A 14890-nucleotide genomic window follows, 5' to 3' on the forward strand; every position below is an offset into this window, starting at 1 on the left:
GAGATGTAGTTCTCGAGCGAAGCGAGGTTTTTAGGTTTTCAGATCGAATCAATAAATACATTTGTTAGATAATCCTTTAATGGAATATTCCAATAGAAAAAGGGACTGTGGCAAAATGATTAACCATTTTGTCACAGCCCCCCTTTTTCAATATAGTTTCCATCCCCTCATGCTATAATGAAACAAAAAGGACAGGATGGGGATGGCGGTATGCCGCTTTTATTTGTCAAAGAAGATATCACGAAGATGAAGGTAGATGCGATCGTCAATGCGGCGAATACGGAGCTCCTGATGGGCTCCGGCGTTTGCGGTGCCATTTTCCGCGCAGCAGGCGAGGAAAAGATGACGGAAGCCTGCCAGAAGCTTTCTCCCATCAGGACAGGCGAAGCAGTGATGACAGACGGTTTTGCCCTTCCTGCCGGACATGTCATCCATGCGGCAGGACCTGTGTATCAGGAAAAAGAACCGGCCGAATCAGCGCTTCTTCTGACGAAGACATATCAAAGCGCACTTGCCCTTGCCGCAGAGCACCGATTAAAGAGCCTGGCATTTCCTCTGATATCTGCCGGCATTTACGGGTATCCCAAGGACGAAGCACTTTCTCTTGCCGTCTGGGCGATCCGCCATTTCCTGGAAGATCACGAAATGGACGTCTATCTCGCTTTCCCGGACAAATCAGCGTTCGTCCCTGAAGAGTACCTTGTCCGCGATGTGGAAGAGTACATGGCAGAAGGCGCGTACGAAAGTGTGCCGGTTCTCTACGACGCCATGCCGGAAAGAGCTGTTCCGAAAGCTTTAAAAATGCCAGCCGGGCTCGATCATTGGGTGCATCATCTGGATGAGCCATTCAATGAAGCGCTTCTCCGCCTGATCGACGATAAGGGCATGACAGATACAGAAGTGTACAAGAAAGCAAACATTGACCGCCGCCATTTCTCCAAAATACGAACGGGGAAGGGCTATACACCTAAGAAACCGGCCATCCTTGCGCTTGCCATTGCTCTTGAGCTTGACCTTGACGAGGCCGAAGACCTCCTTGCAAAGGCGGGCTATGCCTTCTCGCCGAGCAGGAAATTTGATGTCATCGTGCAGTACTTCATCATCAAAGGGCAGTATGACATCGATGAAATCAATGAAGTTCTCTTCCATTACGACCAGCCCCTTCTGGGCGGCTGAGCCTTAGATGTCGCTTTCCGGGCGACCACGGTTCCTCCGTTTCGATGTATCCTTTAAATAGAAAGAGGAAGGACAAGAGATACACGAAATTCCAAGTGATTGAAGGAGGAACCTAAAATGGACAAGAACTTAACTGAACTCGTATTCATCCTGGACAGAAGCGGATCGATGGGAGGCCTTGAAAGCGATACGATCGGAGGCTTCAATTCTCTCCTCGAAAAGCAGAAGAAAGTGGAAGGGAAATGCAACCTGACGACCGTTCTCTTCGACCATGACTATGAACTGCTTCACGACAGGATCAATATCCAGGCCGTATCACCCCTCACAGAAAAAGATTACTACGTCCGGGGATCGACAGCCCTCCTTGATGCAGTGGGGAGGACCATTTCCAAGATCGAACACGTGCAGGAAACGACAGCAGAAGAATACCGCGCAGGAAAAGTCATGTTCGTCATCATCACCGACGGCATGGAAAACGCCAGCCGGGAGTACACCACGAAGAAAGTGAAATCCATGATCGAAGCCGAAAAGGAAAAAGGATGGGAATTCGTCTTCCTCGGCGCGAACATGGACGCCGTCGAAACAGCTGCCCAGTATGGCATCGATGCAGAGAACGCCGCCGACTACCTCGCTGACAGAGAAGGTACCAGGCTGAATTACACAGCCATGAGCGATGCCGTCGCCCAGTTCCGCACCTGCGGATGCGCTCCGAAAGAATCCCTCAAAAGGATCCGTGAAGACGCTGCCAGACGCGGCGGAAGGAAACCCAGAGCAAAAAAGTAAGAAGAGTTGGAAGAATCCGATGAAATGCTAACTCGTCTTCCCAGACGGGGAAGGGCGTATGGGATGGGGTTACATAAGGTTTCAAACAAATAAGAGCTGAGCTCTTTCCTTTATTCCTTGCGAAGCTGCCTCCTTCGGGGGAAGTGGCCATTATACCAATGATTGCATGTGAAATCACAGAAATGATTGTAGAATTTTCATAATGGCCGAAAGGGGTGCAGTTTCTAAAAAGTGTTGATAGGGTTGATTTCATCAGCCGTCAGGCTGGTTGTATGGTTTTAAACACCATAAATGTACTTGTGTCAGTATCTTCTTCTCGAATATACCGGCACGAAGGGGGCTGTGGCGAAATGATTACACATTTCGTCACAGCCCCTTTTTCCTTGCTATTAGTTTTACAATAGAAATATGGAGAGGGGTGAAAGATATGGATAAAACATCACTTGAAAACGATCCTGTATTTGAACTGTTCAGCAAGCACTGGGCACTGGTTTCCACAGGAACTATGGAAAAGCACAACGCATGCACCGTCAGCTGGGGAAGCTTCGGCATTCTCTGGGAAAGGCGGGGGAAGAGCGGCAAGACGATCACCGTCTACCTCCATCCGTCCCGCTATACCTGCGAAATGCTGAAGGAAAGAGACACCTTTACCGTCAGCTTCTTTGAAAAGGAATACCAAAGGGCTTTGGGCTACATGGGCTCCCATACCGGCAGAAACGAAGACAAGGCAAAGGCAGCCGGCCTCACGCCCGTAGAACTTCCCGAAGGCGGACTTGGCTTCAAGGAAGCGAAAGTTTCCTTCGTCTGCAGGAAGATCTACCAGCACATGTTTACCAAGGAAGACCTGGCTCCGGACATCCAGAAATACTACAAAGGAAGACCGCAGTCCTTCCCGCTGAATGAAAAAGGCGAATGGGAACCGCACATCGTCTTCGTAGGAGAAATCAAGACAGTCACTGGAAATGAATAATTGAACAATAAAAGAGCTGTGGAGATGAAGCCTTGCCTTTCCAGACGGGGAAGGGGGACCGCGGGACGCGGTGGATAGGGTTAATTTCCACGGACGAAGTCCGGTTGTATGGTTTTCAGACAATACAGTTGGACTTATGTTAAATAATTTTCTAATCAAATATACCAGCACAAAAGGCTGCAGCGAAATGAATGATTATTTCGCTGCAGCTCTTTTTACGTATGCATTCCCGGCGCCGCCAGAAGGAAGGCGGTGATGACCGCGATGAAAAGCAGGATGAATCCTGCGAGGCGGAAGCCCTGCGTGTAAGGATCCGGTTCCTTCTTCGGCAGACGGTAGGGATGCGCCTTCACCGTTTCATAATAGGAATCCGGAATCAGTCCCCGGTAGTAAGAAGAAAGGTACTGCGCATACGCGGCCGTTTCCTTCTCAAAGAACCAGAAGACAGGCGTCAGGAGGGGGAGGTGATTCTTCTTGGAAATTGCCGTGAGACTTTCCGAGACAAGGCCCTTCAGCGCATGGCCGCCGTCCTGCGTCTTCGACTCGGCCTCCTTGGCAATCCTGTCGAAGAATTCATGGTGATTGTCCATTTCCTTTTCCGTATATGAAGAAAGATCTTTTGGCAGGAAGGAAATCCCTGCCGCTTCCCAGCCCGGATCGGAAGAAGACCGGATAAATCCGGGCCAGTCCTTCTCTGCATCCTTGAAACCTGCGTAAAGCTCGGTGAGAGGGCTGTAATCCCTGGCATACGATTTCAGGACATACTTGGCAATGTAAAGGCGGAAGACAATGTAATCGCAGAGAAACGAACGCCACCGTTCCTTGTCTTCTTCGAACGTGATGACCTTCTGCGCCTTGAGCATCTTCAGGAAAATCAGCGGAAGCCCGTAGCTTCCACGTGGCTGTGCCGTATAAGAATAGAAAGCGCGCCGCGCTGCCGACAGCCCTGCACTTCTGTAGTACATCCTTCTGTCCATGGGAATCCCTCCTTCCCGTCAGTTACCTTATTGTACTATGCCGCATGTACTTTGGACAGGGGAAGCCTTCACTTGCATAGTAAAGAGCCAAAGGAAGAGTGAGGGAATCAAAAAGAGAAAAGCCACAGGCACAGGCCCATGGCTTTTCTCCCGTTTATATTGAATTATGAAGGAACCTTGTCAAGCATATATGTCGCTTCCGCCGCCGCCTTCGAATTTCTTCTCTGCATTGGCTTCCATGTATACGCGCTCAGGAGTGAGTTCCATCATCCTGGCTGCTACCGCCGCCGCAAACCCGTGCGTTTCATCATAGAAGTAATCAAGGAGTCCTTCGGTGACTTCCATGCCGGAAGCTTTTGCGACATTCTCGATGCAGGCGCGGACCGGATCGCCGGAGCACTTCGTCTCCACAGCGCGGAGCTCATTCAGGCGGGTGAGGACGTGCTCCCTTGTCAGAATGACGGAGCTCCTGCCCAGAGTGAGGAAGCAGCCATTGAGCGCTTTCCGGAGGGCGATTGCCTTGAGGTACATCGGCATATCATCCATCAGGTCATGCAGGCCTTTCAGGATGGATTTCTTGTAGGAAGGAACCATGCCTTCGCAGTCACGGATCACATTTCCTGCCACATGGAGCCTGTAGATCATGTACTCCCAGTAGAAGGTATCGACTTCGCCTTTGGCCGGTCCCTTGGAGCCGATTCCGCCGGCCTCTTCCCTGGCCTTCTTCCACTCATAACGCAGGCTGCAGCCCGTGTTCCTTCCAAACGCCTTCAGGGCCGTCATCATCATGCCCGAACCTACGAATTCCAGATAACTATTGACTGTCATTTGAACCGTCTCCTTTCTGCCCGTTTCATCGTGAAGCGGAACCAAATTATGTAAAGTATGAACGAAGCGGATAAGCCGTTGAAATGTAATCCGGATGAAGAATGCCAGGTGGTTCACCGGTGTGCCTGAATCATTCCTTTTCCTAATTCTATTATAAGTCTGAGTAACGTATAATAAAAATAAAGTAATTACATATAGCTTATAACAAATTTTCATTATTCTTGAGACAGGAAAGACTCCGTACCATATGGATGTCTTCCTGAGGAAACGGGATTTCCCGGCCCGTTTCCTTCAAATCTGCGCACAGCATTCATCCCATGCAAAAGGACCGTGAACCGATGCTTTTGCATGGTCACAGTCCTTCTTAAAGGTGGATTATTTAATTGCTTTTGCCGCCGTGTGGATTTTATGCGTACATATCGCTGCTGTTGCTTCCCTTGAAATCATCTTCAGCATCGGCTTCCTGGCTGACACGTTCAGGCGTGAGCTCCGTGAGCCTTGCTGCAATATCGGCAGCGAAACCATTAGTTTCTTCTTCAAAGTAATCAAGAAGCCTGTCTGTGACTTCCATGTCCGAAGCTCTGGCTACATCCGCTACGCATGCGCGGACCGGATTGCCGGAATACTTCATTTCCATAGCACGGAGTTCATTCAGACGGGTGAGGACATGCTCCTTTGTCAGGATGTCACTGCTCCTCCCCAGTGTGAGGAAGCAGCCATTCAGTGCTTTCTTCAGAGCAATCGTCTTCAGGTACATCGGCATATCTTCTGTCAGGTTGTTAAGTCCTTTCAGGATGGAATTCTTGTAAGACGGATCCATGCCTTCGCAGTCACGTACCATGTTGCCTGCTGTATGGATCCTGTAAATCATGTACTCCCAGTGGAAAGTGTCAATATCGCCATTGGCGGTTTTCAGGAGATAGACCTCCTCCGCTTTCTTTCTTGCCTTCTTCCACTCATACCGAAGGCTGCATCCGGAGTTCTGTCCGAATGCTCTAAGGGCTCTTGTCATCATGCCCAGACCTTCGAGTTCAAGATAATCATGAATCGTCACTTGAAAAACCTCCTTCCTTCCCGCTTCCGAAAAGCGGAACCCAATTATATAATCCATCGGCTTGCGGCTTATGGCATTTGAAGACAGGGTAAGAGAATATTCATAAGCAATCAATTATTCTTTTTTCTAATTATATTATAACTTTTATGTATAAATAGTTGAAATATAACAAATGAATAAATCCTATAATATTTTGCTATTATTGTTATAGGTTAATAAAATATGTTGATAAATTGAATGAATGGGAAGGATTTACAGGAGGCCCTTTTTCGTGTAGCATAGAACAGATAAGGAGAAATCTATGGAAAATACGAAAAGCCATTTCATCGAGATAGAAAGCCATGAGGGAAAAGACCTCATCATACGGTCGACTGCAAGCCGCGAAGAAACAGCAGGAATCCTTGCCGCTGCCCTTTGCCGCGCCGAAAACATCGATCCGTCCCATGAAAGAGACATTTCCGCATTCCTTCAGGTTCTCGCTGATGAATACAGAAGGGAAGACCTTGAAAAAGGCTCCCGCATCCAATAAAAAATAGAGGTTAAGCATGAGTGATATGAAAGAAGCAGCCGTCCAGATCCGCGTGAACGCAGACGGCAAAGTGACATTATCCATCGACGAAACGCTCCGCCGTTCCGTCATTACAGCCTACTCCCAGGCATTCTGCGGCGCTTTTGACTTCGCAGGAGAACATGAAAATGAAGTCGTCAACGCATTGAAAGATTTCGCCGAAACGAATGCGGCCCACCCGCAGCCCGAGCTCGCTTTCAATCTGCCGACCGTCCACTAAGAAAGGAAAGGCATGGAAACATTCAAGATCGGCCCCAGGGACGAAGGAAAACGGCTGGACCAGTTCATGCAGGACAAGAAACACTGGCCAAGATCCCTTGTCATGAAAGCCATCCGCACCAAGAAGCTGAAAGTCAACGGAAAGAAAGAAGACGCATCCTTCCGCCTCTCAAGGGGAGATGATGTCGTTTCCTATGTACTGGAAGAAAAGAAAAATACAGAATCCGTCATCCTGTACGAAGACGAAAACATTCTGGCGGCCGTGAAACCCGCCGGGCTCCTGTCACTTGATCCCGAAGGAAAAGAAAAGGACACCCTTCTTACAAGAGTCAATAAGTACCTCGAAGGAAAAGGCGAAGCGCCGGCCATCCCGGTCCACCGCATCGACTTCCACACAGAAGGCATCCTCCTCTTCGCCAAGAACAGGCCCGCTGCCAATGTTCTGGAAGGCCTCATCCGTGACAGGAAGATAGGGAAGACCTACCTTGCCGTCGTCACAGGAAGAGTACAAAACAGCAAAGGCCGCCTCGAGCATCAGCTCTTCAAAGACGCCAAACAGAACAAAGTCTTCGTCTCCGAAGAACGCATAAAAGGCTCCAAGACAGCCATCACCGAGTACGAAAGAATGGCAGCCACAGGGGACCTTACCCTCGTGAAGTGCCACCTCATTACAGGAAGAACCCACCAGATCCGCACCCAGCTCGCCCACATCGGCCACCCGATCCTGGGCGACGACAAATACGGATCCAAGGCCCTGAACAAAGAATACAAAGAAAGAGGCCAGCTCCTCTGCGCCTACCAGCTCTCCTTTGACTTCACCGAAGAAGGCGGCATCCTGTCCTACCTCTCCGGCAAAACCATCCGCCTCCCGAAAGTAGCCTTCGTCCACAAATACTTCTCCGGCGTGCATTATTAATGTATATATAAAGGAAAGAAAACTGTGGAAATTCGGTCAACTGCTGACTCGCCTTCCCAGACGGGGAAGGGGGACCGCGGAACGCGGTGGATAGGGTTGATTTCCTCAGCCGAAGGCTGGTTGTATGGTTTTCATTATTCAGCTAATCCGGTTCATCAATGTCAGTCAATCCATTAAATAAATATTAAAGAGACAAAGGGACTATGGCGAAATGATTAACTATTTTGTCACAGTCCTTTTTATTGTGAGCGCAGCGAGGTTTAGCTGTCCCCGTCAGGGGAAAGTGGCGCGCACGCGCCGAAAGGGGTTCATTTTCTAAAAAAGCTTGTCCGGTTTTCCTCCTCCAAACCCGATCCCAAAATAATTTCCCGCACACTTTATTCGACATATCCCATAAAATATATCCATTCGAAAGTGATGATAGCTTTATTATTTTTCCAGTGGTACTATATGTATGAAACAAAGTGTTCATTATTGTAAACGTAGTTCGACAGCGAGATGGAGGCGGTCATGATGTCCTTTCATTGGATTTCACTTCTTTCCGGATGGGGAAAGAGGACTTTTGATTTCTTCCTGTTCCGTACCAGCCATGGAATTTATCAGATCCCAGGCTGCGGAAGAGAGCCGTTCGGCATGTAATATAGTCATTAAAAGGAGTCATGAAATGCGTATCACTCATTTCATGGCTCCTTTTTTCTTGCTTCTCTTTTCCAAACACTTGCCCAATAGCGTCTATTGATATATGATAGGGGGAAAGTCTTTTTAAGGCTGTCTGGAAGGGGCAGCTGAAAAAATGGTAGGAAGGCAGGAGCAGGAGATGGAAAATCGAGATAGTTTCAAATCCCGGTTGGGATTTTTACTTGTCAGCGCAGGCTGTGCCATCGGCATCGGGAATGTCTGGAAATTCCCGTATGTGACCGGGGAATACGGAGGCGCTGTTTTTGTATTGTTTTACCTGATGTTTCTTTTACTGATGGGCATTCCCGTCATGACGATGGAGCTTGCCGTCGGCCGTGCATCCCGCGGGAGCGCCGTCCAGGGCTATAAGAAATTGGAAAAACCCGGGCAGAAATGGCATATTCACGGCTGGTTCTGTATTCTTGGCTGTCTGCTTCTCATGATGTACTACACGACAGTATCCGGATGGATGGTAGCCTATTTCTGGAAATTCCTGACAGGCACATTTGCCAGTGTCCCGACGGAAGCCGTCAGCGGCGTATTCACGCAGCTTCTGGCATCTCCTATGGAAATGGGAATCTTCATGGCAATCACCGTTCTTGGCGGCTTCGGCGTCTGCGGTCTTGGCCTGCATAACGGCGTCGAACGCATCACGAAAGTCATGATGCTCTGCCTCCTGGTTCTCATCGTCGTCCTTGCTGCGCACAGCGTTTCACTCAAAGGCGGCGAACCCGGACTTGCTTTCTACCTTCTTCCGGACTGGAACAGGGCGGTCGAAGCAGGAATTGGAAACGTGGCAGCCGCTGCGATGAACCAGGCATTCTTTACATTGTCCCTCGGCATCGCTGCCATTGAAATCTTCGGCAGCTACATGTCAGACGACTTCACACTGACGGGTGAGGCAGTCAGGATCACAGCGCTCGATACATTCGTCGCTGTCCTCTCCGGCCTCATCATTTTCCCGGCATGCTTTGCCTACAACGTGCATCCGGACGAAGGCCCGTCGCTTATTTTCATCACACTTCCGCGCATATTCCAGAACATGTCCTTCGGCCAGCTCTGGGGCACACTTTTCTTCGTCTTCATGACATTTGCCAGCTTCTCCACCGTCACCGCGGTCTTCGAGAACCTCATTGCATGCGCGAGAGACAACTTCGGATGGTCAAGAAAGAAAGCTGTTCTCGTGAATCTCGTCGTCGTATTCGTTCTGTCCATCCCCTGTGTACTGGGATACAACATCTGGAGCGACGTCCACATCATCGGAGCCAGAGACGTCCTTGACAGCGAAGACTTCATCGTCAGCAACCTGCTCCTTCCGGGCGGCGCGCTCGTCTACCTGCTCTTCTGCGTGACGAAATTCGGATGGGGCTTTGACAACTACATCGCCGAAGTCAATAAAGGCAGCGGACTGAAAATGCCGCTCTGGATCAAACCATATTTCCAGTTCATCCTGCCGCTTCTGATCCTGGTCATCCTGATCAGAGGCCTTATGTAAGCTTCCTTTCCGCGGGAAGCCATTGCGGCAAAGCGGACCGGAAAATCCGGAAAAGAAAAAATGGAGGAAAGAAGAATGGAAGAAAGAGACAGTTTCAAATCCCGCCTGGGATTTATTCTGGTCAGCGCCGGATGCGCCATCGGTATCGGGAACGTATGGAAATTCCCGTACATCACCGGGGAGTACGGCGGGGCCGTGTTCGTATTGTTTTACCTGTTATTCCTTTTAATACTGGGGATACCTGTCGTCACGATGGAATTGGCCGTCGGACGCGCCAGCCACAAGAGCGCCATGATGGGCTTCAAAACACTGGAGCCGAAAGGCAGCAAATGGCACTGGCACGGGTGGATCTGCCTTCTGGGCAGCTTCGTCCTCATGATTTACTACACCGTCGTATCCGGCTGGATGGTCGACTACTTCTGGAAATTCCTGAACGGATCCTTCAATGGCATGGGGCCTGAGAAAGTCGCAGCCACATTCGATGCCATGGTCGCTGATCCTTATGAACTCATATTCTTCATGGGACTGAACGTCCTCGTCGGCTTTGCCGTCTGCGCAGGCGGCGTTGCCAAGAGCCTTGAAAAAGTCACAAAAGTCATGATGCTCGGCCTCCTGGGGCTCATCGTCATCCTCGCCGTGAACAGCCTTCTCCTTCCGGGAAGCGCCAAAGGCGTCGAATTCTACCTTCTTCCTGACTGGAACCGCGCCGTCGAAGCAGGCATTGGAAACGTGGCAGCCGCTGCGATGAGCCAGGCATTCTTCACACTTTCCGTCGGCCAGGGCTCCATGGAAATCTTCGCCAGCTACATGAGCCGCAACAACACTCTGGGCGGCGAAGCAGTCAGAATCACCGCGCTTGATACATTCGTAGCCCTGATGGCAGGCCTCATTATCTTCCCGGCATGCTCCGCATTCGGCGTAGAACCATCCGAAGGCCCGTCCCTCATCTTCGTTACACTGCCAAACGTATTCATCAACATGTCCTTCGGACAATTCTGGGGATCCCTCTTCTTCGTCTTCATGACATTCGCCAGCTTCTCCACCGTCACAGCCGTTTTCGAAAGCCTCATCGGCAACTGCATGGACGACTTCGGCTGGAGCAGAAAGAAGACAGTCCTCGTACTTCTGCCCTTCGTATTCCTGGGCAGTATTCCCTGCGCACTCGGCTTCAATGTATGGTCCGACGTGCAGATCGCAGGAAAAGGCATCCTCGACATGGAAGACTTCCTCGTCAGCGGACTCATCCTTCCGCTCGGCTCCATCATCTTCGCCCTCTTCTGCGTATCCAAGTACGGCTGGGGCTTTGACAAGTACTTAAAAGAAGTCAACACCGGCACAGGCATGAAAATGCCCCGCTGGATCCGCCCTTACTTCTGCTACGTACTCCCGCTCCTCATCCTCTTCGTATTAATCAGAGGACTGATCTAAGAGGAGAGAGGAAATAAAATCATCAACGGCGCTCCGGCGCCGTTTTTATTTGCCAAATAAAGCATGACTTAAAATATAACCTATGCTGAATACTCATTCATGTATGCAATTATCTTCTCAAACAGGAAGAAAAGTGGTATAGTAAAACCATAAGTTTCAGGATATAGAGTCCACTTATTGGAATTCGTATCCCATTTCTTCTTGGAGGCTTGATCATGGCAGGTTACAATCCGTATGAAAATATGCTTCATGTATTGGATAAGGCAGCAGAAGTACTTGGCTGCCCGAGAAATGATTATGAATTCGTCCGTTATCCGGAACGCGAGCTGACAGTCAGCATCCCGGTCACCATGGATGACGGCCATGTAGAAGTATTCTCCGGCTACCGCGTACAGCACTCCACAGCACGCGGCGCAGCAAAAGGCGGCATCCGTTTCCATCCGCAGTCCGATGAAAACGAAGTCAAAGCCCTCGCAGCATGGATGACAATCAAGAACGCTATCGGCAACATCCCTTACGGCGGTGCCAAAGGCGGCATCAAAGTCGACCCGCATAAACTGTCAAAGCGTGAACTCGAAAGACTGACACGCATGTACGTACGCCGCATTTATCCGATCATCGGACCAGACCAGGACGTACCGGCGCCGGACGTCAACACCAATGGCCAGATCATGGCATGGATCGCTGACGAATACGCAGCCCTTTCCGGCAAATGGCAGCCAGGCGTCGTTACCGGCAAACCCCTCGAAGTCGGCGGATCCCTCGGCAGAAACGAAGCCACCGGCCGCGGCCTTCTCTTCACACTCGAGACCTGGTGCGAAAAGAACCATAGAGAAATGAAAGACCTCACCATGGTCGTACAGGGCTTCGGCAACGTAGGCTCCGTAGGCTCCCTCCTCATGCATAAAGAAGGCGTCAAGATCATTGCAGTCGGCGATATCAACGGCACATGGAAGAACCCGAATGGCCTCGACATCGAAGCCATGTACGTTTATGCCAACAGCCACGGCAGATCCCTCAAAGGCTACACAGAAGAAGGCGCATCCTTCATCCCTGACAGCGAACTCTTCGCCCAGGACGTCGACGTCATCTTTGCAGCAGCTATGGAAAACCAGCTGAACGCATCCACCATGGAAAAAGTAAAAGCAAAACTCATCCTCGAAGGCGCAAACGGCCCGACCGATGAAACAGCAGACAAATACTTCGAAGAACACAACATCGAAGTCCTCCCGGACGTCATGAGCAACGTCGGCGGCGTCGTAGGCTCCTACTTCGAATGGGTCCAGAACCGTACAGGCTACTACTGGACCGAAGACGAATACAACGCCCGTCTTCAGAAAAAGATGAGAGAAGCATACGAAGACGTCTATGCCCTCAAAGAAAAATACCACGTCACCTACCGCCTCGCCTCCTACATGCTCGCACTCCAGAGAGTCATGGCAGCCCAGAAACTCAGAGGCTTCTTAGGATAAGTTATAGTGGAAATACAGACAGGAGTTGTGACAAAGTGAGCAATCATTTTGGCGCGGCTCCTGTTTTTTGATGCAGAAAAGGGCATGGCACGCCTTCGCCGCAGCGCAGGAAATAACAAGGTACGCCTTCTGTTTAAAAAAGATAAAAAAGAAGGCTCTTATATAGAAACCGAACAACCGCGGCGAAGCGCGAAAGGGAAAACAAGCAAACCTCGCTTCGCTCGTGGAACCTTTTTATAAAAATCAATGAATACTACACCCCTTTCTCCGGCAACAGTTAAAAGATTGGCCGGACGCCTTCCCCGCTGGGGCAGGTCAAAACCTTCCGCACCGGCGCTTACCTATGTTATCAGTAGTGATTTAAATACGAACCGTAAATGAAAACGGTAAGGTGTTCGTTCGATAATATCCATCAGAATCGAGAAAACCTGCCCATCGAGGTGGATCCAGCCTATCCTTATACTGACGCTGGTGAAAGGAGTGCAGTTCCTTCGAGCGAAGCGAGGATGTATGGTGTTCTTTCGAACGAAGTGAGGTTTAAGGGTGTTGACCTTGCTCCGAAGGAGAAGGTGGTGCGGATTTGTTAATACAGACAAATAAATATCATAAAAAATCTAATCGTACTTTAATCTTAATCATGCAGCCATTGGAGCTGCGTTGAATACTTCCATTGGAGCTAAAAGATGTAATTTGCGCTGAATGCGTTTGTTGTTGTAGAAGTAGATGTAGCCGTTGATCATGCTTACCACTGCTTTACGGCTGGTGAATTTACGTGTGTAGTAACGTTCGCGCTTCAGCATTCCCCAGAACCCTTCCATCAGACCGTTGTCTGCACAGCAGCCTACACGGGACATGCTGTGAACCAGTCCTGCTTTTTCAACAATCTTATGGAATCCGTTGCTTGTATACTGGAATCCGCGGTCGGTATGAATCATTGGATGTTCTCCAGGATTCTCTTTAAGTGCCTTTTCCATTGTCTCAAAAGCCAGTGCAGTATTGTTCCTGTCGCCGATGACATAAGAGACAATCCGGCGATCATGGCCGTCAATAATCGCGCTTAAATATAACTTGTGCAAAACTCCATCAGCAGTTGTGTACTTGAATTCAGTGACATCCGTCATCCATCTTGCATTGGACACGCCGGCATCAAAGTCACGGTTCAGCAGGTTTTCAAAAATGTACTTTGGATCCTTTGCGTTACGAGTGCAACCATCGGTCTTGTACTTGATCACGGACTTAATATTAAGTATCCGCATGATACGAAGAACCAGACTGTCGCTTACATTTATATTGATGTTGTCATCCTTCTTGATCCAATCGTTAATCCGGCGGTATCCCATATCCGGATATTCCTGATGGGTTTTCATGACCTCCTGTGCGACCTTTTCTCTCAGCAGTTCACGGCCGCTCTTAATATGATTCAGCCATCCGTAATAAGCTGCCCGGGAGACCTTTGAGAGTCGGCAGAGACTTTCTATGGAGATGTTGGTTTCTTCATGGACTTCTTTTATGGCTTTAAAATCTCTGAGAAGGTGAGTAAGGCTGAATCCTTCGAGGAACGCAACCTTTCCTCTATCTCCATCTTTTTTTTTTAGCAGGGCAATCTCTGCTATAAGATCCTTCTGTTCTTCAAGAAGTCTGGCATTCTCCTGACGCAGCTGTTCTTCTTCGGTCCGGGGCGTTTGGAGCCTGATCGGCTTTCCTCTGTAATCCTCAAGACCAACTTCGCCCATTTCCTTGAACTTTTTTACCCATGTGTAGAGCGTTTGGTAGGACATGTTGTACTTCTTGGCTATCTTGTTATAATCGCATCCACTGGCGATGCACTCCTGAACGATTCTGACTCGCTCTTCCTTGACCGATTGCTGGCGTTTGCCCATAAGATCTCCTCCTTCAGAAACGAGGTCTGTCAACTTATGCTCATTATACGCCTCAATCCATGTTTTAAGGGAGAGTGTGCCGGAAATTCTGTATTTGGCACAGACGGAAAGCATGGAAACACCGCCTTTAAGATATTCCTTTACGGCCTGGATCTTCATCTGATTGGAGTAGTAAGACAAATGCTGCCTGGGCCGCAATCCCTTAAAGCCCTCCTCTTTATACCGGAGGACCCATTTCCTGAATGTTATGCGGCTCATATGAAGATTTTCAGCTGCCTGGGTAATCGTAACACCCTGATAGAGATATGAAGCAATCTGGTCTAACATTTCCTCCGGGGACGCTTTGGTTTTACATGGCATAAGAATGACCTCCTAATATATTTATGATATTATTCTGTCTTTCTTGTTGAATCATACCAAAGGTCCGGTCGGAGACCGGGAATACA

14 protein-coding genes are annotated in these 14890 nt (G+C 49.4%); 10 read left to right on the forward strand and 4 right to left on the reverse strand.

Going from position 1 to position 14890, the window contains the following annotated elements; genetic code table 11:
- The first annotated feature begins 210 nt into the window (after positions 1–210).
- From OIM03_03190 to OIM03_03200, 3 genes are all read left to right on the forward strand, one after another.
- Complete coding sequence (locus OIM03_03190; protein ID HJI73280.1) at positions 211–1176, forward strand: macro domain-containing protein; 966 nt, start codon at positions 211–213, stop codon at positions 1174–1176.
- A gap of 117 nt (positions 1177–1293) precedes the next feature.
- Positions 1294–1959 carry a VWA domain-containing protein gene (locus OIM03_03195; GenBank protein HJI73281.1) on the forward strand — a complete coding sequence of 222 codons (666 nt, stop codon included), beginning with the start codon at positions 1294–1296 and terminating at the stop codon, positions 1957–1959.
- A gap of 427 nt (positions 1960–2386) precedes the next feature.
- Positions 2387–2929 (forward strand): flavin reductase, encoded by a 543-nt coding sequence (locus tag OIM03_03200; GenBank protein HJI73282.1) that lies wholly within the window; start codon positions 2387–2389, stop codon positions 2927–2929.
- 215 nt (positions 2930–3144) lie between these two features.
- On the opposite strand, the gene OIM03_03205 is transcribed toward OIM03_03200, so the two are convergent.
- The 3 genes from OIM03_03205 to OIM03_03215 form a co-directional block, all read right to left on the reverse strand.
- Positions 3145–3906 carry a hypothetical protein gene (locus OIM03_03205; GenBank protein ID HJI73283.1) on the reverse strand — a complete coding sequence of 254 codons (762 nt, stop codon included), beginning with the start codon at positions 3904–3906 and terminating at the stop codon, positions 3145–3147.
- A gap of 180 nt (positions 3907–4086) precedes the next feature.
- Positions 4087–4734 carry a hypothetical protein gene (locus OIM03_03210; protein ID HJI73284.1) on the reverse strand — a complete coding sequence of 216 codons (648 nt, stop codon included), beginning with the start codon at positions 4732–4734 and terminating at the stop codon, positions 4087–4089.
- 406 nt (positions 4735–5140) lie between these two features.
- The gene (locus tag OIM03_03215) at positions 5141–5788 is read right to left on the reverse strand and encodes a hypothetical protein (GenBank protein HJI73285.1); all 648 of its coding nucleotides are present in this window, start codon (positions 5786–5788) and stop codon (positions 5141–5143) included.
- 301 nt (positions 5789–6089) lie between these two features.
- On the opposite strand from OIM03_03215, the gene OIM03_03220 reads away from it, so the two are divergent.
- The 7 genes from OIM03_03220 to OIM03_03250 all read left to right on the forward strand — a co-directional run bounded on the left by OIM03_03220 (position 6090) and on the right by OIM03_03250 (position 12804).
- On the forward strand, positions 6090–6317 hold the full coding sequence (locus OIM03_03220) for a hypothetical protein (protein HJI73286.1): 228 nt from the start codon (positions 6090–6092) through the stop codon (positions 6315–6317).
- A gap of 16 nt (positions 6318–6333) precedes the next feature.
- On the forward strand, positions 6334–6576 hold the full coding sequence (locus OIM03_03225; GenBank protein ID HJI73287.1) for a hypothetical protein: 243 nt from the start codon (positions 6334–6336) through the stop codon (positions 6574–6576).
- A gap of 12 nt (positions 6577–6588) precedes the next feature.
- The gene (locus OIM03_03230) at positions 6589–7491 is read left to right on the forward strand and encodes an RluA family pseudouridine synthase (GenBank protein HJI73288.1); all 903 of its coding nucleotides are present in this window, start codon (positions 6589–6591) and stop codon (positions 7489–7491) included.
- 817 nt (positions 7492–8308) lie between these two features.
- Positions 8309–9664 carry a sodium-dependent transporter gene (locus OIM03_03235; protein ID HJI73289.1) on the forward strand — a complete coding sequence of 452 codons (1356 nt, stop codon included), beginning with the start codon at positions 8309–8311 and terminating at the stop codon, positions 9662–9664.
- Between the two features lie 60 nt (positions 9665–9724).
- Positions 9725–11092, forward strand: coding sequence for a sodium-dependent transporter (locus OIM03_03240; protein HJI73290.1), 1368 nt, complete (start codon positions 9725–9727; stop codon positions 11090–11092).
- A 215-nt stretch (positions 11093–11307) separates the two neighbouring features.
- Positions 11308–12564, forward strand: a complete 1257-nt coding sequence (locus OIM03_03245; GenBank protein HJI73291.1) for a Glu/Leu/Phe/Val dehydrogenase — start codon at positions 11308–11310, stop codon at positions 12562–12564.
- Positions 12565–12612: 48 nt separating this feature from the next.
- Positions 12613–12804 (forward strand): hypothetical protein, encoded by a 192-nt coding sequence (locus OIM03_03250; protein ID HJI73292.1) that lies wholly within the window; start codon positions 12613–12615, stop codon positions 12802–12804.
- A gap of 395 nt (positions 12805–13199) precedes the next feature.
- Here the strand turns inward: OIM03_03250 and OIM03_03255 are convergent, their stop codons facing one another.
- Positions 13200–14771 carry an IS3 family transposase gene (locus OIM03_03255; protein ID HJI73293.1) on the reverse strand — a complete coding sequence of 524 codons (1572 nt, stop codon included), beginning with the start codon at positions 14769–14771 and terminating at the stop codon, positions 13200–13202.
- Positions 14772–14890 lie beyond the last annotated feature (119 nt).

It is taken from the genome of Veillonellaceae bacterium, from assembly GCA_025992895.1.
GTDB lineage: Bacteria > Bacillota > Negativicutes > Veillonellales > Dialisteraceae > Dialister.

What these genes read in the sequence shown, in the direction of transcription:
- OIM03_03190 (HJI73280.1), top strand. Translation starts at nt 211, where the DNA reads ATGCCGCTTTTATTTGTCAAAGAAGATATCACGAAGATGAAGGTAGAT.
- OIM03_03195 (HJI73281.1), top strand. Translation starts at nt 1,294, where the DNA reads ATGGACAAGAACTTAACTGAACTCGTATTCATCCTGGACAGAAGCGGA.
- OIM03_03200 (HJI73282.1), top strand. Translation starts at nt 2,387, where the DNA reads ATGGATAAAACATCACTTGAAAACGATCCTGTATTTGAACTGTTCAGC.
- OIM03_03205 (HJI73283.1), bottom strand. Translation starts at nt 3,906, where the DNA reads ATGGACAGAAGGATGTACTACAGAAGTGCAGGGCTGTCGGCAGCGCGG.
- OIM03_03210 (HJI73284.1), bottom strand. Translation starts at nt 4,734, where the DNA reads ATGACAGTCAATAGTTATCTGGAATTCGTAGGTTCGGGCATGATGATG.
- OIM03_03220 (HJI73286.1), top strand. Translation starts at nt 6,090, where the DNA reads ATGGAAAATACGAAAAGCCATTTCATCGAGATAGAAAGCCATGAGGGA.
- OIM03_03225 (HJI73287.1), top strand. Translation starts at nt 6,334, where the DNA reads ATGAGTGATATGAAAGAAGCAGCCGTCCAGATCCGCGTGAACGCAGAC.
- OIM03_03230 (HJI73288.1), top strand. Translation starts at nt 6,589, where the DNA reads ATGGAAACATTCAAGATCGGCCCCAGGGACGAAGGAAAACGGCTGGAC.
- OIM03_03235 (HJI73289.1), top strand. Translation starts at nt 8,309, where the DNA reads ATGGAAAATCGAGATAGTTTCAAATCCCGGTTGGGATTTTTACTTGTC.
- OIM03_03240 (HJI73290.1), top strand. Translation starts at nt 9,725, where the DNA reads ATGGAGGAAAGAAGAATGGAAGAAAGAGACAGTTTCAAATCCCGCCTG.
- OIM03_03245 (HJI73291.1), top strand. Translation starts at nt 11,308, where the DNA reads ATGGCAGGTTACAATCCGTATGAAAATATGCTTCATGTATTGGATAAG.
- OIM03_03255 (HJI73293.1), bottom strand. Translation starts at nt 14,771, where the DNA reads ATGTTAGACCAGATTGCTTCATATCTCTATCAGGGTGTTACGATTACC.